The organism is Nocardioides sp. NPDC057767, assembly GCF_042798275.1.
Taxonomy (GTDB): domain Bacteria; phylum Actinomycetota; class Actinomycetes; order Propionibacteriales; family Nocardioidaceae; genus Nocardioides.
The window spans coordinates 17,329-35,938 of the sequence record NZ_JBHVKJ010000006.1 but is presented as its reverse complement, the minus strand read 5'-3'; the positions used below and the strand labels follow the sequence as shown (position 1 = coordinate 35,938).

Here is an 18,610-nt window from a genome sequence, read left to right as displayed (position 1 = left end):
CACTCGAGTACCGCCGCCATCCGGGCGGTGGACGTCGATGACAGGAGATGAACATGACCACGAGCCAGATCCCGTTCTCCGAGCGGGACAACGAGGAGATCCTCACCTTCACCGAGGCGGCTGAGATCCTGCGTACGTCGGAGAACACCCTGCGGTGGTGGCGCCAGCGCAGGACCGGTCCGAGGTTCTTCAAGATCGGCCGCCGGCTGGTCACCACCGTCGGCGACCTGCGCACCTTCATGCGCGAGCAGCGCCGGGCAGCGACGCCGCTGATCCGGTGAGCCCAATCGGTAGGCGTCGTCTCGAACGGCTGTTCGGGACAACGCCTACCCTGAGGGACATGGATGAGAACGCCAACCACGAGGAGAGTAGGTGAGCAATGGCCACGATCCGCAAGCACACCGCGAGGTGGACGACCAAGGAGGGCGAGGTCAAGACCAAGGTCCGCTGGCGTGCGGTCTACGTCGACCGAGCCGGCGAGGAGCACGTCAAACACTTCGACCGAAAGACCGAGGGCCAGGACTGGATCGATGAGCAGACCGCAGGGCTGGTCCGCGGCGACTGGGTCAACCCCGAGCTCGGCAAGCAGACCTTCAAGGCGTACGCCGAAGCCTGGCGTGCCCGACAGGTCCATGCCGAGTCGACCAGAACGACCTTCGAGATCGCCCTCAACGCCCACATCTATCCGAAGATCGGCGACTGGCGGATCGACTCGATCCGGCAGGCAGACGTCCAGGAGCTGGTCGCCAAGTGGTCAGCCACCGCGGCACCGACCACCGTGCATCTGCGTTACGGAGTGCTCGCCATCGTCATGAAGGCGGCCGCCAAGGAGCGAGTGCTCGCCGGCTCACCCTGTGAGGGCACCCGGCTGCCCCGCCTGGACCCCAAGTCGGCGCTGGTCCCGATCACGACCGACGTGGTCAAGGAGCTGAGCGAGACGATCTACCCGCGCTACAAGAACTTGATCACTGTCTTGGCCGGTACCGGGATGCGTCGCGGCGAGATCCTCGGTCTGACGGTTGACAGGGTCTCGAAGGACTTCAACACCGTCCGGGTCGACCGCCAGCTGCGTACGACCGAGCCGACCTGGAAGCCGCCGAAGACGCCGTCGAGCGTGCGGACCATGGCAGTGCCCGACATCGTGCTCGAGGCCATCGAGGACCAGAAGACGACCTACGGGATCCACAAGAGCGGCCTGATCTTCACTAACTCCTCGGGCAACCCGATCGGCAAGAGCACCCTGTGGATGGCCTGGAACACCGCCGCCAAGAAGGTCAAGACCGACGCGACGCCGCACGATCTTCGGCACTATTTCGCCTCGATGCACATCCGCGCCGGCACGTCGATCAAGGCGCTCCAGGCCCTCCTTGGACACAAGAACGCAGCCGAGACATGGGACACCTACGGGCACCTGATCGGTGACGAGGACGAGACCGTACGTGCCGTTCTTCAGGCAGCTCTCGCCGGACCTGTCCTCAAATCTGTTTCAAGCGTCCCTGGTGGTCGGCGAGCAGCAGGTTCCTAGCCCTACCAGACGAAGGAGATGTGATCCTCATTCTGCAGCAGCTTGTCGGCAGTGACGATGTCGGCACCGAGTTCGATCGCCGTCGCCAGAATGACACGGTCACCCGGGTCGTTCGGGCCTTTGCTGCGGGGAAGCGCGCCGGTTCCGAGGTGGACGATGATCGCCGCGGACATGTCGGCCACGGTGAAGACTGACTCGTCGCTCGTGATCTCGGCGACGATCGCGTCGTGGAGCTCGGGGGAGATGTGGCCCTTGCGGGTCGCCGGCTTCTCTGCGGCGTAGCGAAGCTCGAGAAGCGAGTACGCGCTGACGTGCAACGGCTGTCCAGCATCGACGGCGTCGCGCATCCGGTTCGCTGCGACCTCGGAAAGCCGCGGGCTATCGAGCACCCACCAGATCACGGCATGCGTGTCGATGACCAGCGGCTTGAGATCGATCACTGGGTCCACTCGGACTCGGCTGTCATCTCCTCGCGGATCGCGCGGATGTCGTCAGTGCCGAAGTCGTCGGCGAGATGCGCAAGGTGGGCGAGCGCGCCGCGTTCGCCCGGGCGGCCGGAACCACGGCTCTGGTCACGGATGGCTCGGCGGACGGAAAGGTGGACGACGTCCCCGGGCCGTGGTTCGTGCCCGAGCTGCGCGGCGATCTTGGCGGCCGATGCGTCGGTCAGCTGCAGATGGCCGCGGTCGGTGAACGTCGCGTCCACCTCAACCGGATCGAGCGCTGATTCGCTCATGATCCCTCGCCCCTTTCGTCGCCGACTCCCATGTCACTGGTGTCCCTGATGAGTCTACGGGACCGGGGTCCGTCGAGGGTGTCACCGAACCTGTTTTACTTCTAGACCGGACAGTAACCGGACAGTAGAGCACCCCGAAAAGTAAAATACCAGGTCAGAACCATAAAAACGGACGGGCTGGCCTGTAAGCCGGGTTCTGTGATCGGCGACCATCCATCTCGGACCATCGTTGCCGATGGCCTCTAGCAACCTACCCGCGTACTCGGACGGACCGCCCTCAAACGTACGCTGTCTGGTCTTGCTCCGGGTGGGGTTTACCTAGCTCCTCGTGTCACCACGAGGACTGGTGGGCTCTTACCCCACCGTTTCACCCTTACCGCTACCTGGACGGCAGCGGCGGTCTGTTCTCTGTGGCACTGTCCCGCGGGTCACCCCGGGTGGCCGTTAGCCACCACCCTGTCCTGTGGAGCCCGGACTTTCCTCGACGCCCCCGAAGGAACGACGCGATCGCCCGGCCAGCCCGTCCGCAGGAAAAGTCTAGTGCGAGGCGGGCTCGATGTGAGCATCCGGACCGGGGAAGACGAGCGACTCGTGGTCGCTGTCGCTCCAGCGTACGAGGTAGGGCGGGCTGCCGTCGGGGTGGCTGACCTCGATGATCTCGGCCTCCCGGACGTGGTCGCCGACGTGCTGGCCCATGACGACGAGGTGGTCACCGACTGATGCGTGCATGCGCGTTCACCTCCTAACCGTCACCATGGTGCTCCCATCGCGGGCCTGGATGGAATACCGTGGTGGGGTATCATGTTCGGAGGGTGTGATGACAGAGAACGAAGACTTCGAGTACGTAGCCCCGGCTGTCGTCTTCCCGGGCCAGACCTCGCACGAGGTGGCCTACCGGACGGCCCACGACCTGCTCTCGCGACGCTTCCCCGTGGAGGCGCTGGAGATCCTGGAGCCGGCGCTCGCCGACGACCCCGACAACCTCGGGCTGCGGAGCATGCGCGCGTGGGCCTACATGCTCCGGGCCCAGCTCGCCAAGGCCGAGGCCGAGCTGCGCTGGCTGGTCGAGCGCGACCCCAGCGACGCCTGGAGCCTGCACTCGCTCGGCCGCGTGCTGGAGCGCCAGGACCGTCTCGAGGACGCGCTCGGCCCGCTGCGCCTGGCGGCGGTGATGAGCGACGACTACGACCATCACGCAGCCGTCTACCGCGTACGCAACCGGCTGGCCCAGCGCGAGGAGTGAGCCTGGGGTGAGAGGGTGGTGGCATGGAACCTGACACCACGACTCTCACCGCCGAGCAGGTCGCCCAGGAGCAGCTCGCGGGCTGGACGTTCGACTCCTCCGGCGATGCCGACAGCATCGTCGCCCGCGTGGAGACCGGTGACTTCATCACCGGTCTCTCGCTGGTCAACGCGATCGGCGCGAAGGCCGAGGAGGCCAACCACCACCCCGACATCGACCTGCGTTATCCCTATGTCGAGATCCGGCTCACCAGCCACGACGCCGGCGGGGTCACCAGCCGCGACCTCGCCCTGGCGAAGGTGATCAACGCGCTCGCGGCCGAGTCCTCGCTCTGAGGCAGGCTAGGCGAGGCGCGTCATCTCGACACTGACCTCGACGGCCGGCTCGGCGGGACCCGAGTAGATCCCGCCCAGCGGCTTGACGTCGGTGTGGTCGCGACCCGTGGCCACGCCGACGTAGGTGTCGCCGGGTTCGGTGCCCGTGGCCGGGTCGATGCCGTGCCAGCCGTTGTCCCACCACTCCACCCACGAGTGGGCGCCCCCGGGGTAGACGTATCCGGAGACGTAGCGCGCCGGGATACCGACGGTGCGCAGCGCTCCGAGCAGCTGGTGGGCGGCATCGGCCGGTGCGGCAGAAGCGACGGCGCGGGCGATCTCGAAGGCAGCCTCGCCCGGAAGTGCCGCCGCGGACGCGATGCGCTTGGCCGCCGCGGCGAGCTCCTCGTCGGGCGCCACGTGAGCGGGCAGACCCAGGAACTCGACGAACCGGTCCGCGACCCCGGGCAGCGCGGCCTCGTCCCAGGTGAGCACCGGTGCGGCGCCGGGCTCCCGGGAGACCTGGACGGTGCTGGTGGCTGAGACCTTCAGGACCCGGTGCGCCTCGAGCACCTCGATGGCGGTGACCTCGTTGCCGAAGTAGTCCTTGTACTCGTAGGTCCACGGCTTGGGCGAGACGTCGAGCCGGTGGTGGACCAGGATCTGGTGGGGCGTGGTCAGCGGGGTCAGCCGGGCCTGGTTGTAGGAGGCGACCGCCGGCCCGTCGTAGCTGAACGTCGTGGTGTGCACGATCCGGAACTGCATGCTCATCTCGATCAGACTCCTCAGACCGGCTGCCAGGCCAGCGCCTCGGCGCCGGCGAAGTAGCGCTTGGTGACCGCCGCGGTGGCCTCGGCGCAGGTGACCTGGAGCCGCTCCATCTCGGCGGGCAGGTCCGCCAGGAGGTCGTGGAGCGAGCGATACTCCAGCGACGCCCGCATCCGGCCGATCAGCCGGTGGGCCTCGTCGGTGAACCCGGCCCGCCGGGTCGTGCCCTCCAGCGTGTCCAGCGCCCCCTCGGCACGCTGCAGCGCGTGCACCACCGAGCGCGGGAAGATCCGGTCCAGCAGCAGGAACTCGGCCGCCGCCTGCTCGGTCTCGACCCCCTTGTTGACCCGCAGGAACGCGTCGTACGCACCACACGCACGCAGCGTCGAGTTCCACTGCGACGCCCCGCCGGCGCTCGTCAAAGAGGTGGTCGCGACCAGCCGCGAGGTCATGTCGGCGCGCTCGACATAGCGCCCCAGCATCAGGAACTGCCAGGACTCGTCGCGCATCATCGTGGCGTCGGCGGTGCCGTTGATCTGGGCCACCCGGTCGCGCACCCACCCGAAGACGAACGGCGCCCGCATGTGCTTGAACTGCCCTGCCGGGATCGCCCGGTAGGTGGTGTTGAGCGCCTCCCACAGCGGCACCGAGAGCGTCTCCCGGGCCCCGCGGGCCGACTCCCGGGCCGCCCCGAGCGCGTAGGCCATCGAGGTCGGTGCGGTGGTGTCGTACGCCAGCATGTCCAGGGTCTGCGGCAGGCCGACCTTCTCGGTGGGCGAGATCTCGACGCCCATCACCGCGAGCAGCGAGCGGCAGGCGGTCTCCTCGTCGGTGGCGGCGTCCTCGAGGATGTGCTGGGTCTGCACGTCGAGTATCCGTGCGGTGTCCTCGGCACGCTCGACATAGCGTCCGATCCAGAACATCGACTCGGCGATGCGACTCAGCATCACGCAACCCCCTGCGCTTGGCCTTGACTCCGACCGGACGGCCGGGACGACGTCGGTCCGGCGAGCACCCAGGTGTCCTTCGAGCCGCCGCCACGGGAGCTGTTCACGATCAGCTCGCCCTCGGCGAGCGCCACCCGAGTCAGGCCACCGGGAAGAACCCAGACCTTGTCGCCATCATTGACCGCGAACGGTCTCAGGTCCACATGCCGCGCCCCGAGGCTGTGCCCTCCTGCGCCCTCCGGGTCGGCATCGATGAACGTCGGGACCGTCGAGAGCTGCACCACCGGCTGCGCGATCCAGGAGCGGGGGTCCTCCAGGATCCTGCCGCGCAGCACCTCCAGCTCGCGCGCCGAGGCCGCCGGCCCGATCACGATGCCCTTGCCGCCCGAGCCGTCGACGGGCTTGAGCACCAGCTCGTCGAGCCGGTCGAGGACCTCTTCGCGCGAGGACGCGTCGCCCATCCGCCAGGTGTCGACGTTCTTGATGATCGGATCCTCCGCCAGGTAGTAGCGGATGATGTCGGGCATGTAGGTGTAGACGAGCTTGTCGTCGGCGACCCCGTTGCCGACCGCGTTGGCCAGGGTCACGTTGCCCATCCGGGCGGCGTCGATCAGCCCGACGCAGCCGAGCATCGAGTCGGGCCGGAAGTGCACCGGATCGAGGAACTCGTCGTCGATGCGCCGGTAGATCACGTGGACCGGGGCCAGCCCCTTGGTCGTACGCATCAGCACCTGCCCGTTGCGGCAGACCAGGTCGCGCCCCTCGACGAGCTCGACGCCCATCGTCCGGGCAAGCAGCGCGTGCTCGAAGTAGGCGCCGTTGTAGACACCCGGTGTCAGCACGACCACCGTCGGGTCGGCGACGCCGGCCGGAGCGGCCGCGCGCAGCGCCGCGAGGAGCTTCTGCGGGTAGTTCGCCACCGGCCGGATCCTGTGCTCGGCGATCGCCTCCGGGAGCGCGGCCGAGATCGCGCGGCGGTTGGTCATGACGTACGAGACGCCCGAGGGGACCCGCACGTTGTCCTCCAGCACGCGGAACTCGCCGGCGTTGTCCCGGACCAGGTCGATACCGGAGACCTGCACACGTACGCCGTTGGGCGGGTGCACCCCCGCGGCGGCACGGTGATAGTGGCTGGAGGTCGTGATCACCTCGCGCGGGATCACCCCGTCGTCGAAGACGTTGCCCTCGTCGTAGACGTCGGCGAGGAAGAGCTCCAGCGCCTTGACCCGCTGCTGGACGCCCTTGTCGATCGTGGTCCAGGTGTCGCGCTCGATGACCCGAGGGACGATGTCGAGCGGGAAGGCCCGCTCCTCGCCGCCGATGTCGAAGGTGACGCCCTGGTCGAGATAGCTGGCCTGCATCGCCTCGACCCTGCTGATCAGCTCGGAGGCGCTGAGCCTGCGCAGGGAGTCGCCGAGCCGCTGGTAGGGCGGCCGCAGCTCGCTGCCGGAGAACATCTCGTCGAAGGCCGGATCTCGCGTCTCGTAGGCGTCGAACATCTGGCTCATGGTGGCAACCTACTGAAATCCTTGTAACAGCGCTGTTGCCCACGCGAACATCTCGCGCAACGGTAGGTTGAAGACATGAGTGAGCGTCAGCGAACGAGCAATCAGGTCATCATGCCGCCGCGTCCGTATCCTGGCGCTTGCGCTACGGAGGTGGCGGCATGAGCGACGAGCACGCGGGCGAGTTCTACTACTGCCTCAAGCACCAGACCGTCGAGCCCTACGAGGGCTGCAAGGCCAAGGACCGTCTCGGTCCCTACGCCTCCCACGCCGAGGCCTCCCTGGCCCTGCAGAAGGTCCAGGAGAACAACGAGCGCTGGGACAAGGAGGACAAGGCCTGGGAAGGCGACGCCGGCAACGACGACCGGTGATCAGCGCGGGGTGACCCGGAGCAGGACGTCCTCGCCGCCACCGTTGTCGGTGGTGACGAGGAGGTCCCCGTCGGTGGCCAGCGAGACCGTACGCAGCCGCCCGTAGTCGCCCATGATCTCGGGCGACCGGTCGTCGGTCAGCTTCCCGGACTCGTCGAAGGAGATGACCCGCAGCTCCTGGTCCTTGAGCACGGCGACCGCGAGCGCTCCGCCGAACGCACCCCATCGCTCCTGGACCGGGATGAAGGTGCCGCCACCCGTGGCGACGGTCGGGTTGCCGGAGCTCCAGGCCGCCTCGATCTGCTCCCCGGGCAGACCCTGGTCGGTCATCGGCACCGACTCGTCGTAGCCGGAGCCCGGGTTCCAGCCGTAGTCGCCGCCGAGCGTGATCTCGTTGACCTCGTCGTCGCGGTCGGGGCCGTGCTCGACCGACCAGACGGTGCCGTCGGCACGCTGCGCCAGCCCCTGCACGTTGCGGTGGCCGAAGCTCGTGATGAATCGGCGTGGACCCTCGTCGCCGCCCCACGGGTTGCCGGGCCATGGGTCGCCGGTCTCCGGGTCGAGGCGGAGCGTCTTGCCGCCCAGGGAGTCGAGGTTGCGCGGGTTCTCCTCGTTCGCGGCGTCGCCGGTGCCGACCCACAGCGCGCCGTCGGCGCTGATCAGCAGCCGGCAGCCACCGTGCCTACCGGAGCTCGCGGGGAAGCCGTCGATCAGGGTCCGCTCCTGGGTGGCCCGGTTCAGTCCGGCGTCGAGGGTCCAGGAGATGACGCGTACGTCCTCGCCCCCGTTCCACCCCTGACAGGTGTAGATGCGCCGGTTGTCGGCGAAGCCGGGGTCGATCTCCAGGCCCATCAGGCCGGTCTCGCCGGAGACCCAGATGTCGTTGTCCTCGAGCGAGATCTCGCGCCGCTCCCCGTTCTCGATCAGGGCCAGCACCGCCCGGTCGCGCTCGGTGATCAGGAACCGGTCCTCGCCGAGGTCGGCGACGTCCCAGGGATGGTCGAGCTCGTCGTTGACCACCTCGACATCGAGCTCCGGCACCCGCTCGGAGGTCGGAAGCACGGCCGGAGGAGCCGACGAGGAGGAGGTCGGGGAAGAGCTCGGCGAGCCGGACGGGTTCAGTGGTGGGGGAGTGGTGGCGGGTGTGGGATCGCCGGCGCACGCCGCAGTCGTGCCGAGACCGAGAGCGAGGACCAGGGCGGCAACGGCGCGCATGCCTCGAAACTACAGGCGCCGCCCATAGCCTGTGCCGTTATGGCCAACGTGATCCGGTCGATGCGTGACCACCCCTCCGCCGTGCTCCTGCTCGGTCAGGTCGTGGCCGTCCTCGCCTACCCGTTTCTGGACGACTCCACCGCCGGCCGCGCAGCGCTCGGAGTGCTGCAGCTGCTGCTCCTGCTGGCGGCGGTCGCGGCCGTACGCCTGACCCCGGCGTTCTCCTGGGCGGCGATCATCTTCGGCGGACCGGCGACGATCTTCGCGGTGTGGGAGTCGGTCGCGCCCGACGAGGGCTGGGTCGTGCTGACCTCGGCCTTCTTCCACGTGCCGTTCTACCTGTTCGTCTCCTACGCGATGATCCGCTACCTCTTCCACGACGACGTCGTGACCCGCGACGAGCTCTTCGCGACCGGTGCCGCGTTCACCGTGGTGGCCTGGGCCTTCGCCTACCTCTACGCCGCGGTGCAGATCATCTGGCCCGGCTCGTTCGGCGACCACCGACAGTGGTTCGACCTGCTCTACCTCTCCTTCACGACCCTGACCTCGGTCGGTCTCTCCGACATCGTGCCGGTGCTCCCCAACGCCCGCTCGGTCGTGATGATCGAGCAGGTCGCCGGAGTCTTCTACGTCGCCCTGGTCGTCGCCCGCCTGGTCGGGCTGGCGGCCGCCAGGGCGCGACGCAGCGACGTCTAGGACGCGACCACGTCGCGGAGCGCGTTGTCCACAGGTCGGCGGGAATGCGCTGGTCGAGGTTCCCGCGCCGAGGCACCGTGGGCGCATGGGGACGACTACGACGAGCCGCGCGCCGCGGCGACGGAGCAGCCGCTGGGTGAGCCTGGGGCCCGGGGTTCGGCTGGCGAGGGACATCGGTGAGCAGGATCCGGTCTGGGCCCGGATGCGGGCCTGGGCCGAGCGGTGCGCCGGCCGCAGGTCGACGTCACCCGCCACCGGCTCCCTCCGCACAGTCACGGGATCGGCGGCGTACGGATCGCGACGGTGCCGGAGGCCGTCCTCGCCTCGGCCGGTCGGCTCGGTCTGCTGGACCTGGTCGTGCTCGTCGACGGTGTCCTCCACGAGCAGGGGTGCACCCGCGAGGCTCTCGAGAACGTGGCGCGCGGTCGCCGCGGCGGCCCACGGTTGCGCGAGGCGCTCGCGCTGGCGGACGGCAGGTCTGAGTCGCCCTGGGAGTCGCTGCTTCGACTGCTGCACGTGGCGTGCGATGTGCCGGTCGAGCCGCAGGCCGAGCTGTTCGACGAGGCCGGTCGCTTCGTGGCCAGGGCCGACCTGCTGATCACGGGCACGCGGACCCTGCAGGAGTACGACGGCGCCGTGCACCGAGACCGTGGGCAGTACGCCCGCGACCGCCGTCGCGACTCGCGTCTCGCGGACGCGGGCTACGTTCGCCACGGGTATGTGGCGCCGGACGTCAGGTTCCGTGCCGCGATGATCCTGCGGGAGGCCGACGAGGCGCTCGGCCGGACCTACGATCCCACCCGCTTGGATGCCTGGTACGGCCTGTGGCGTGGCTCCCTCTGGGAGCAGGACCCGAGAAGTGGTCAAAATGGGCCCGGCGAAGAGCCGGCGGACGGCCCAGATTGACCACTTCGTCGGAGAAGAGCCTCAGAAGGTGTGCTCCGGGCCGGGGAAGGTGGAGCCCTTGACGTCGGAGATGTAGGCCTCGGCGCCGCCTGCGAGGACCGACTTCACGTCGGCGTACTGCTTCACGAAGCGGGCCATCTTGCCGCCGCGCATGCCGAAGGCGTCCTGCCAGACCAGCACCTGGCCGTCGCAGTCGGGGCCGGCACCGATGCCGATCGTGGGGATGTCGAGCTCCTTGGTGATCTGCGCGGCGACCTCGCCGGGGACCATCTCCATGACGACCGCGAACGCGCCCGCCTCCTGGACGGCCTTGGCGTCGTCGATGATCCGGTCGGAGCTGTCGCCGCGGCCCTGGACGCGGTAGCCGCCGAGGACGTGCTCGGACTGCGGGGTGAATCCGATGTGGGCGATGACGGGGACGCCGCCCTCGGTCAGCTTCTTGATCACCGGAGCCATCTCGGCGCCGCCCTCGAGCTTCACGCAGTGGGCGCCGCCCTCCTTCATGAACCGCACCGCGGTCAGGTAGCCCTGCTCGGGCGAGGCCTGGTAGGAGCCGAAGGGGAGGTCGCCGACGACCATCGCCCGCTTCGCGCTGCGCGAGACCGCGCGGGTCAGCGGCAGCAGCTCGTCCACGGTCACCGGAAGCGACGTCTCGTTGCCGAGGACGTTGTTGGAGGCGGAGTCACCGACGAGCAGCAGATCGACACCGGCCTCGTCGAAGATCTGGGCGGTGTACATGTCGTAGGAGGTGAGCATCGTGATCTTGTCGCCACGCTGCTTCATCTCGCGAAGATGATGCGTGCGCACCTTGCGTACGGGCTTGGCCGGTGCGTTCCCGGCAGCACCGGTGCCGTAGGGCGCGGTCTCCTCAGCAGAGGGGTTCGAGCTCATCATCGAGCCTTTCTGGTGTCATCTCGCAGCTCCCTGATGGAGTCCACGGACTACCTCCAGCGTAGGTCCAGATGAACCGGTTGGCGCTGTGGTGGTGATCACAGCCTGTCGAACGGAGCGGCATAGCTGAACCGGCCCCGAAGACCCGGTTCGTACGCAGCCAGCGGCCGTGCCTGGAAGTAGTCGCCCCACGCCGGATCCGGCGCCTCGATCCCGAGCGAGGATGCGGGCACGAAGCCGAAGCGCTCGTAATAGGCCGGCGAGCCGAGCAGCACCACGACCGGCTCGCCCATCGCGTCGGCGGCTCCGAGCACGGCGTGCATCAGCGCCGAGCCGACCCCGTCGCGCTGACGTTCGGGGGAGACGCTCACCGGCCCGAGTCCGAGGGCGGGCCGGCCGGCGAGGTCGCCGCGGGTCGCCACGACGTGGCCGACGACCTCGCCGTCCATCTCGGCGACCAGCGAGAGCTCGGGGATCCAGCCCGGGTCCTCGCGCAGCCACCCCACCAGCGTCGCCTCCCCGGGCGCGCCTTCGGGCTCTATCGGTGGGGCGGAGTGTTCCACCTCGGAGAAGGCGGCGGCGGTGACCGCCCGGATGTCGGCCACGTCCTCGAGACGTTCACGTCGGATCAGCACGGTCCGACGCTAAACCGAACGACAGCCGCGGCGCTCCTGGTTATCGTCGCGTCCATGCGGGTGCGAGAGGCGACGACGGCGGACCTCGACGCGGTGATCCACGTCGGCGTGACGACCTGGCGGGCGACCTATCCGCCGATCACGGGGGAGGCGTACGTCGAGAAGGGCATCGCCAGATGGTGGGCTCCCGAGGCCGTGATCCCCGCGATCGAGAACGGCCATGTCCTGGTCGCCGAGGACGACAGCCAGGTCGTGGCCATGGCCGCCTACTCGCCCTTCGAGGACCACGTGATGCTCTGGAAGCTCTACGTCCTCCCCGACTCCCAGGGCACGGGTGCCGGTGGTGCGCTGCTGACCGAGGTGATCGCCCGCGCCGGCGACCTGCCGGTTCGTCTCACCCACCTGGCCGGCAACGACCGTGCCCACGCCGTCTACGAGCGCCTCGGCTTCGTCGAGACCGACCAGGTGGCCAGCCCGATCGACGGCGGTCCGGAAGAGGTCGTGATGGAGCGGCCCGCCCGGACCTGACGCCGGGGAGACGTCGCGGGAGGCAAGGACCCATAGACTCGAGGACGTGGACTTCTACTCCGCCTACTCCCATGGCTTTGCGCGGGTCGCGGCGTGCACCATCCCGATCTCCGTCGCCGACCCGGCGGCCAACGCGCGCGAGGTGATCGCGCAGGCTCGTGAGTGCAGCCAGGAGGGCGTGGCGGTCGCGCTCTTCCCGGAGCTGTGCCTGAGCGGCTACTCGATCGACGACCTCGTCCTGCAGCGGACGCTCCTCGACGCCGTCCACGCCGCGATCAGCGCGATCGTGGTGGCCTCCGAGGAGCTGCTGCCGGTGATCGTCGTCGGCGCCCCGCTGCGCCACGGTGACCGCGTGCTCAACACCGCGGTCGTGATCCACGGCGGCGAGGTGCTCGGCGTGGTGCCCAAGACCTACCTGCCGACCTACCGCGAGTTCTACGAGAAGCGGTGGTACGGCACCGGCGACGGTGCCGACGGCACGATCATGCTCGGCGGCGAGGAGGTGCCGCTCAGCAACGAGCTGCTCTTCCGCTGCACCGACGTCAAGGATCTCGTCTTCCACGTCGAGATCTGCGAGGACATGTGGGTCCCGGTGCCGCCGAGCGCCAAGGGCGCGCTGGCCGGCGCGACGGTGCTGCTCAACCTCTCCGCCAGCCCGATCACCGTGGGCCGCTCCGACGCGCGACGTCTGCTGGTGCAGTCGGCCTCCGCGCGGTGCATGGCCGCCTACGTCTACACCGCCGCCGGCCAGGGCGAGTCCACGACCGACCTGTCTTGGGACGGGCAGACGATGGTCTACGAGCTCGGCGACCTGCTGGGGGAGACCGAGCGGTTCCCGGACGGGCCGCGGCGCACCGTGGTCGACGTCGACCTGGAGCGGATCCGCGCCGAACGGATCCGGCAGGGCACCTTCGACGACAACCGGCGGGCCGAGGGGACGTTCCACTCCGAGATCGAGTTCGAGCTGGCGCCGCCCCTCACCGGAGACGGGCTGCGACGCAAGGTCGACCGGTTCCCCTTCGTCCCCGACGACCCCGAGAAGCTCGCGCTGGAGTGCTACGAGGCCTACAACATCCAGGTCTCCGGGCTGGAGAAGCGGCTCCAGTCGATCGGCCCGGACACGAAGATCGTCATCGGCGTCTCCGGCGGGCTCGACTCCACCCACGCGCTGATCGTCGCCGCCAAGGCGATGGAGCGGCTCGGCCGTCCGGCGAGCGACATCCTGGCGTTCACGATGCCCGGCTTCGCCACCTCGGACGACACCAAGTCCAACGCGATCCATCTGATGGAGGCGCTCGGCACGACCTACGAGACGCTCGACATCCGGCCCACCGCCACCCAGATGCTCAAGGAGATCGGCCACCCGGCCGGCGACGGCGAGCCGGTCTACGACGTCACGTTCGAGAACGTCCAGGCGGGGCTGCGTACGGACTTCCTCTTCCGCATCGCCAACCAGCGCGGCGGCATCGTGCTCGGCACCGGCGACCTCTCCGAGCTCGCGCTCGGCTGGGCGACCTACGGCGTCGGCGACCAGATGTCGCACTACAACGTCAACGCGGGCGTGCCGAAGACCCTGATCCAGCACCTGATCCGGTGGGTGATCACCACCGAGCAGTTCGACGGCACCGCCGACGAGGTGCTCCAGGAGATCCTCGACCAGGAGATCTCGCCCGAGCTCGTGCCGGGGGAGGAGCTGCAGTCGACGGAGCAGAAGATCGGCCCGTACGCCCTGCAGGACTTCACCCTCTTCCACACCGTCCGCAACGGCTTCACGCCCTCGAAGATCGCCTTCCTGGCGTGGAACGCCTGGCACGACGTCGAGGCGGGCGAGTGGCCACCGGGGTTCCCGGAGGGGAAGCGCGCGGCGTACGAGATGAAGGAGATCCGGGCCTGGCTCGAGGTCTTCGTGAAGCGCTTCTTCGCCAACCAGTTCAAGCGTTCGGCGCTGCCCAACGGTCCCAAGGTCTCCAACGGCGGCACCATGTCGCCCCGCGGCGACTGGCGGATGCCGTCGGACGCCTCGCCGGCGGCCTGGCTCGCCGAGATCGAGGCCCGGGTTCCCGTGGAGTGAGGTAGCCGTCGCGCACTTTCCCCCCATGGCGGGAAAGTGCGCGCGTTTCATCGGCGAGGAGGGCGCATTTCCCCGCCATGGTGGGGAAATGCGCCCTGACTCACTCGAGGTTGAGGACGTACCTCTTCAGCAGCGGCCCGAAGGAGGCTTCCGTCTCGACCTCGACGACCGCCCGGCCGGGGATCGCGTCGGCCTGCTCGACGATCTCGTACGTCGCCCGGGGATCGGCCGGGACGACGTCGGTGATCCTCGGCGAGGTCCCGTCGGGCACGTCGAGCGCGTACTCGTCCAGGGACAGGTCGAAGCCGGCGTAGGTCTTCCCGCCGATCTCCACCGCGATGGAGGTCGGTCCGTCGTCGGTGGGCATCTCGCGGCCGGAGAAGGTCTGCCAGTAGGAGACGCACTCGTCGCGCCACATCTCGGCGTCGATCTCGTGCTGGGCGAGCTTGGCCTTCACCTCGCCGAACCGTCGCGCATCGAGAGACGCCTCGAGGGAGTCCCAGGTGCGGCGCATCCAGGTGACGTACTGGACGCCCATCTGGTAGCGGTAGACCAGCTCGTCCCAGAACGGCCGGCCACTGTCCATCTCGTGGCCCCACGGGACGTGATGGAACCACATGAGCAGGTTCTCCGGGGTCGTCTCGATGTCGTCGAACCGCTCGGTCAGCGTCGGGAAGAACTGCGCCGAGAAGCCGCTGCCGCTCGCGGAGCGGTCGTAGCCGAGCCCGACGGAGTCGGCCTGGTTGTAGTAGGTCGGGCTCCAGTCAGGGCGGGCCAGCGTCTCCTCCGGTCCCGGCTCGTAGTGGATGTCCGCGCCGAACTGGTGGCCGATGCCGAGCGGTGTCTGGTAGCTGACCACCGACTCCCACGACCCCATCATCATCGCGACGATCTTGTTGACGGTCCTGTCGTCGCCGCTCCAGGTCATCCGTGTCCAGTCCTCGGCGATCACGCGCGAGTCCAGGGTCCAGTCCCACGCCATCCGTCCGAAGGCGAACAGGTTGGACTGGGAGAAGTGGTGGCCGGTGAGGTTGTCGGCGTTGCCGAGGTTGCCGACGCCGACGATCGCGGTCCGCTCCTGGCCCTGGGCGGTGCCGTCGACGATGTGGCCGACCTTGCGCTTCGGTAGCAGCCTGCCCGACTCGTCGGTCGCACCGGTGTCGGCGTTGAACACCTCCTGCCACATCGGGCCGAGGTAGGCGAGCATCGTCGACTGGCCGGTGTACTCCTGGGTGACCTGCAGCTCGATGGCCTGGTTGGTGTTCTCCATCCGCCCGAACATCGGGTTGACCGGCTCGCGCGCCTGGAAGTCCAGCGGGCCGTTCTTCGTCTGCAGGAAGACGTTGTCGGCGATCCGTCCGCGGGACCCGTCCGGCTGCACCTCGTCGTCGATCGGCCCGAACTCGAGGTAGGCGCGCTTCAGCCGGTCCTCGTCGACGTCGGCGTTGTAGACGAACGTACGCCACATGATCTGCATCCCCAGCGGCTCGACGGCCGCGGCCATGCCGTTGGCGCCGTCGCCGTGGTCGAAGCCGAAGTCCTGCGGGCCGGGCTGGCCCTCGGAGTTGGCCTTGACGGTGAACCCGGCGAAGTCCGGGATCGCATCCTTGATCATGGCGGCCCGGCGGGTCCACCAGTCGCGGAACGGTGCCTTGGTCGGGTCGAGCTGGTCACGGGTGAGCGTGTCCGGTGCGAACCGCTGGTCGGTCGGTGCGTCGTAGCGGATCGAGAGAGCGAGCTTGATCCCGTAGGGCCGCAGCGCGTCGGCCAGCGCCGCCTCCTGCTCGATGTACTCGGGGGTGATGTAGGCGTTCCTGGCGTTGACGTTGTTGATGTTGAAGCCGTTGATCCCGACCGACGCCAGCGCCCGGGCCACGGTCACGTAGCGGTCCAGGATCACCGGCAGGTTCCGGTCGGCGCTCTCGCCGGTCGCCGCGAAGTTGAAGATCGAGCCGTCCTCGCCGGCCAGCCCGCCGGTGTCGGGGCCCTTCGCGGTGTCGGCGTTGCCGGCGTAGAGCCGCTCGACGTCCCAGTTGTCGATCCACCGGTCCTGGACCCTGGGCACCTCGACGTCGTTCAGCCGGCTGATCGGCCTGCCGGTCTGCATCAGCCGCAGGAAGCCGTAGGTTCCGTACAGCGCGGCCACCTCGGTGTTGCCGGCGATGACGGTGTGGCCGCCGACCGAACGGATCAGGTAGCCCTCCGACCCCAGACGGCCGAGGTCGCGGGCCGGGATCTCGCTGCGTACGACCTGCGACGAGGTCGGGGTGCCGACGACGACCGCGCCGGGGGAGACGTCGTCGGCGACCGGGACGTCGGTGCCGAGCATGCCGCCGAGCCCGCGACTCAGCTCTTCGCGCGCGGCCTCCAGGCTCGAGGTGACCAGCTTCTCGCTTCCGCCCGGCTCGATCGCCAGATCGTCGGTGTGCCGGTGGACGGGGTCGGCGGTGGCGTTCTCGACGACGATCGAGCTGGCCAGCGATCGGTACTCCGCCAGTCGCCGCTCGTCCTCGACGGGCCGGTAGCCCAGCCACATCTGAGAGCCGTCGTAGTCATCGGGATAAGGGGCAGGGCCGCCGGCAGCCTTCGCGGGGGAGACCGAGGCGACCGCGAGCATGGTGAGAGCCAGGCTGAGAACGGTGAGAAGTGCCAGCAGACGTGCCGGCCGGACGGGGAGTACGTGCATCGTCGCTCCGTAGGGGTTGGGGGAACCTGTCGGACGAGTGTGACGAAGATCATATGAGTTGGGCGTCTGGTTGACGCCGGGAAGCGGTTAAGTTCTCACCTTTCGAAACCGATATCTAAACCAGATGCCTTAATTTCTCGCAAGTGAAGTTATAGGCTTCATCTATGGCAGCTGTAGCGACCGTGATCGGCGACCTCGTCGGCTCGCGGCACAAGCCCGACCGCGCCCAGGTCCACGAGGCGTTCTCAGGTGCGATCGAGAGGATCAACAGCGAGTGGCAGCCGGTCACGCCGCTGCGGATCACGGTCGGCGACGAGTTCCAGGGGGCGTTCGAGACGGTGGGCACCGCCATCCGGGCCGCGTTCCGGGTGCGGATCGCGCTGGCCCCCGTCGTCGACGTACGCCACGGCATCAGCTGGGGCGAGACCCGGGTGCTCCGCGAGGAGCCGAGGGTCGAGGACGGCCCGGGGTGGTGGTCGGCACGGGCGGCGATCGAGGCGGCGGAGGCCGCTGAGAACAAGGCGGCATCGCGCAGCGTACGGACCTGGTACCAGCCGGCGGAGGAGGCGGGTGGGCCGGAACCGGCCGCGGTCAACGCCGCTCTGATCGCGCGCGACGAGCTCTTCTCCCGGCTGGATGACTCCTCGGTGTCGGTGCTTTCTGGCATGCTCTCCGGCATGTCTCAGAAGGCCATGGCCGCCGAGCTCGACATCACCCCCTCAGCAGTCTCCCAGCGGGTGCGCCGCGACGGCATCGCGGTGATCGTGCGCGCCGACGAGCTGTTGGGGGAGATCAAGTGAGTTGGATCGCCCTGCTCCTGATCGGGGTCGGCACGGTCGACTTCGCGCACGCGCTCGTCGACCCGCTCCGGCGGATCCGCTGGGTCCCCGAGGCGATCGGGGCCGCGGTGGTGATCGCCTTCGGCCTGCTCTCGGCCCTCTTCGGAGGTGACCTGGCGGCGGTGATCGTCATCGCCGGGATCGCGGTGCTGTGGGGCTTCGTGGCCCACCAGCCCCAGGGGGCGGAGAGGAATCCTCGTCCCGGCGTGCCTCTGGCCCTGTTGAGCGGGACGATCTTCCTCGGCATCCTGCTGGCGCCGGTGGCCGGAGAGGTCGCCGGGCCGGTCGCCGCCTGGGCGGACGGTGCTCCCTGGGCCTGGGTCGAGGCGGCGCGCCCCGAGGCAGTGCTGCTCGCCTTCGGTGGCCTGCTGGTCCAGATCTCGACCGGCAACGTCGTGGTGCAGCTCGTCCTCGACGTCGCCAAGGTGTCCAACCCGCTCGACGGGGTCGACGGCAACAATCTCAAGGGCGGCAGGCTCCTCGGCCCGCTCGAGCGGCTGACGATCTTCGGCCTCGGTCTCACCGGCAGCCTCGCCGCCGCCGGACTGGTGGTGGCGGCCAAGAGCCTGATCCGCTGGCCGGAGCTGCAGTCGTTCCGCGGTGAGAACCGCGGTGACGGCGAAGGCCCGAGCATCAACGATGTGACCGAATACTTCCTGGTCGGCAGCTTCGTGTCCTGGATGACCTCGCTGGTGACCCTCGCCCTCGTCATCACCTAGCTCGGGACTAGATTC

At 68.9% G+C, this 18,610-nt stretch carries 21 protein-coding genes and 1 other RNA gene; 11 read left to right on the top strand and 11 right to left on the bottom strand.

Annotated features, from left to right (window positions below):
* The first annotated feature begins 53 nt into the window (after window positions 1-53).
* Together ACFVDI_RS05160 and ACFVDI_RS05155 are read left to right on the top strand one after the other, a co-directional pair.
* On the top strand, window positions 54-281 hold the full coding sequence (locus ACFVDI_RS05160; RefSeq protein ID WP_350716076.1) for a helix-turn-helix domain-containing protein: 228 nt from the start codon (window positions 54-56) through the stop codon (window positions 279-281).
* A gap of 98 nt (window positions 282-379) precedes the next feature.
* The gene (locus ACFVDI_RS05155) at window positions 380-1,525 is read left to right on the top strand and encodes a tyrosine-type recombinase/integrase (protein WP_350716078.1); all 1,146 of its coding nucleotides are present in this window, start codon (window positions 380-382) and stop codon (window positions 1,523-1,525) included.
* Window positions 1,526-1,527: 2 nt separating this feature from the next.
* Here ACFVDI_RS05155 and ACFVDI_RS05150 read toward each other — a convergent pair whose 3' ends face one another.
* From ACFVDI_RS05150 to ACFVDI_RS05135, 4 genes are all read right to left on the bottom strand, one after another.
* Window positions 1,528-1,965, bottom strand: coding sequence for a PIN domain-containing protein (locus ACFVDI_RS05150; RefSeq protein ID WP_350716080.1), 438 nt, complete (start codon window positions 1,963-1,965; stop codon window positions 1,528-1,530).
* Entirely contained in the window at window positions 1,962-2,261 is a 300-nt protein-coding gene (locus ACFVDI_RS05145) for a hypothetical protein (protein WP_350716082.1), read from the bottom strand. The genes ACFVDI_RS05150 and ACFVDI_RS05145 overlap by 4 nt, the downstream gene beginning before the upstream one ends.
* Window positions 2,262-2,430: 169 nt before the next feature.
* Window positions 2,431-2,784: RNase P RNA component class A (gene rnpB / locus ACFVDI_RS05140), an RNA gene on the bottom strand.
* 14 nt (window positions 2,785-2,798) lie between these two features.
* Window positions 2,799-2,990, bottom strand: a complete 192-nt coding sequence (locus tag ACFVDI_RS05135) for a DUF1918 domain-containing protein (RefSeq protein ID WP_196873524.1) — start codon at window positions 2,988-2,990, stop codon at window positions 2,799-2,801.
* A gap of 88 nt (window positions 2,991-3,078) precedes the next feature.
* Between ACFVDI_RS05135 and ACFVDI_RS05130 the strand changes: the two genes are divergently transcribed.
* Entirely contained in the window at window positions 3,079-3,504 is a 426-nt protein-coding gene (locus tag ACFVDI_RS05130) for a tetratricopeptide repeat protein (RefSeq protein WP_378901301.1), read from the top strand.
* 23 nt (window positions 3,505-3,527) lie between these two features.
* The gene (locus ACFVDI_RS05125) at window positions 3,528-3,839 is read left to right on the top strand and encodes a 4a-hydroxytetrahydrobiopterin dehydratase (protein ID WP_378901298.1); all 312 of its coding nucleotides are present in this window, start codon (window positions 3,528-3,530) and stop codon (window positions 3,837-3,839) included.
* 6 nt (window positions 3,840-3,845) lie between these two features.
* Here ACFVDI_RS05125 and ACFVDI_RS05120 read toward each other — a convergent pair whose 3' ends face one another.
* The 3 genes from ACFVDI_RS05120 to ACFVDI_RS05110 are packed head-to-tail and all read right to left on the bottom strand — an operon-like array spanning window position 3,846 to window position 7,041.
* On the bottom strand, window positions 3,846-4,589 hold the full coding sequence (locus tag ACFVDI_RS05120; protein WP_378901295.1) for a transglutaminase N-terminal domain-containing protein: 744 nt from the start codon (window positions 4,587-4,589) through the stop codon (window positions 3,846-3,848).
* A gap of 14 nt (window positions 4,590-4,603) precedes the next feature.
* Window positions 4,604-5,533 carry an alpha-E domain-containing protein gene (locus tag ACFVDI_RS05115; RefSeq protein WP_378901292.1) on the bottom strand — a complete coding sequence of 310 codons (930 nt, stop codon included), beginning with the start codon at window positions 5,531-5,533 and terminating at the stop codon, window positions 4,604-4,606.
* Window positions 5,533-7,041, bottom strand: a complete 1,509-nt coding sequence (locus ACFVDI_RS05110; RefSeq protein ID WP_378901289.1) for a circularly permuted type 2 ATP-grasp protein — start codon at window positions 7,039-7,041, stop codon at window positions 5,533-5,535. The genes ACFVDI_RS05115 and ACFVDI_RS05110 overlap by 1 nt, the downstream gene beginning before the upstream one ends.
* 158 nt (window positions 7,042-7,199) lie before the next feature.
* Here ACFVDI_RS05110 and ACFVDI_RS05105 point away from each other — a divergent pair, with 158 nt between their 5' ends.
* Window positions 7,200-7,409 (top strand): hypothetical protein, encoded by a 210-nt coding sequence (locus ACFVDI_RS05105; protein ID WP_378901286.1) that lies wholly within the window; start codon window positions 7,200-7,202, stop codon window positions 7,407-7,409.
* On the opposite strand, the gene ACFVDI_RS05100 is transcribed toward ACFVDI_RS05105, so the two are convergent.
* Window positions 7,410-8,624, bottom strand: coding sequence for a PQQ-dependent sugar dehydrogenase (locus tag ACFVDI_RS05100; RefSeq protein ID WP_378901283.1), 1,215 nt, complete (start codon window positions 8,622-8,624; stop codon window positions 7,410-7,412).
* A gap of 39 nt (window positions 8,625-8,663) precedes the next feature.
* On the opposite strand from ACFVDI_RS05100, the gene ACFVDI_RS05095 reads away from it, so the two are divergent.
* Window positions 8,664-9,320 carry an ion channel gene (locus ACFVDI_RS05095; protein ID WP_378901279.1) on the top strand — a complete coding sequence of 219 codons (657 nt, stop codon included), beginning with the start codon at window positions 8,664-8,666 and terminating at the stop codon, window positions 9,318-9,320.
* Between the two features lie 222 nt (window positions 9,321-9,542).
* Window positions 9,543-10,226 carry a hypothetical protein gene (locus tag ACFVDI_RS05090; RefSeq protein ID WP_378901276.1) on the top strand — a complete coding sequence of 228 codons (684 nt, stop codon included), beginning with the start codon at window positions 9,543-9,545 and terminating at the stop codon, window positions 10,224-10,226.
* Between the two features lie 21 nt (window positions 10,227-10,247).
* Here ACFVDI_RS05090 and panB read toward each other — a convergent pair whose 3' ends face one another.
* Entirely contained in the window at window positions 10,248-11,120 is an 873-nt protein-coding gene (gene panB, locus ACFVDI_RS05085; protein WP_378901273.1) for a 3-methyl-2-oxobutanoate hydroxymethyltransferase, read from the bottom strand.
* 95 nt (window positions 11,121-11,215) lie between these two features.
* Window positions 11,216-11,752, bottom strand: coding sequence for a GNAT family N-acetyltransferase (locus tag ACFVDI_RS05080; RefSeq protein ID WP_378901270.1), 537 nt, complete (start codon window positions 11,750-11,752; stop codon window positions 11,216-11,218).
* 54 nt (window positions 11,753-11,806) lie between these two features.
* On the opposite strand from ACFVDI_RS05080, the gene ACFVDI_RS05075 reads away from it, so the two are divergent.
* Window positions 11,807-12,280, top strand: a complete 474-nt coding sequence (locus ACFVDI_RS05075; RefSeq protein WP_378901267.1) for a GNAT family N-acetyltransferase — start codon at window positions 11,807-11,809, stop codon at window positions 12,278-12,280.
* 46 nt (window positions 12,281-12,326) lie between these two features.
* Window positions 12,327-14,351, top strand: coding sequence for an NAD(+) synthase (locus ACFVDI_RS05070; protein ID WP_378901264.1), 2,025 nt, complete (start codon window positions 12,327-12,329; stop codon window positions 14,349-14,351).
* Window positions 14,352-14,451: 100 nt separating this feature from the next.
* On the opposite strand, the gene ACFVDI_RS05065 is transcribed toward ACFVDI_RS05070, so the two are convergent.
* Window positions 14,452-17,037, bottom strand: coding sequence for an alpha-glucuronidase family glycosyl hydrolase (locus ACFVDI_RS05065; RefSeq protein WP_378901261.1), 2,586 nt, complete (start codon window positions 17,035-17,037; stop codon window positions 14,452-14,454).
* Between the two features lie 164 nt (window positions 17,038-17,201).
* On the opposite strand from ACFVDI_RS05065, the gene ACFVDI_RS05060 reads away from it, so the two are divergent.
* The gene (locus tag ACFVDI_RS05060) at window positions 17,202-17,837 is read left to right on the top strand and encodes a SatD family protein (protein WP_378901258.1); all 636 of its coding nucleotides are present in this window, start codon (window positions 17,202-17,204) and stop codon (window positions 17,835-17,837) included.
* Complete coding sequence (locus ACFVDI_RS05055) at window positions 17,834-18,595, top strand: hypothetical protein (RefSeq protein ID WP_378901255.1); 762 nt, start codon at window positions 17,834-17,836, stop codon at window positions 18,593-18,595. The genes ACFVDI_RS05060 and ACFVDI_RS05055 overlap by 4 nt, the downstream gene beginning before the upstream one ends.
* Window positions 18,596-18,610: the final 15 nt, after the last annotated feature.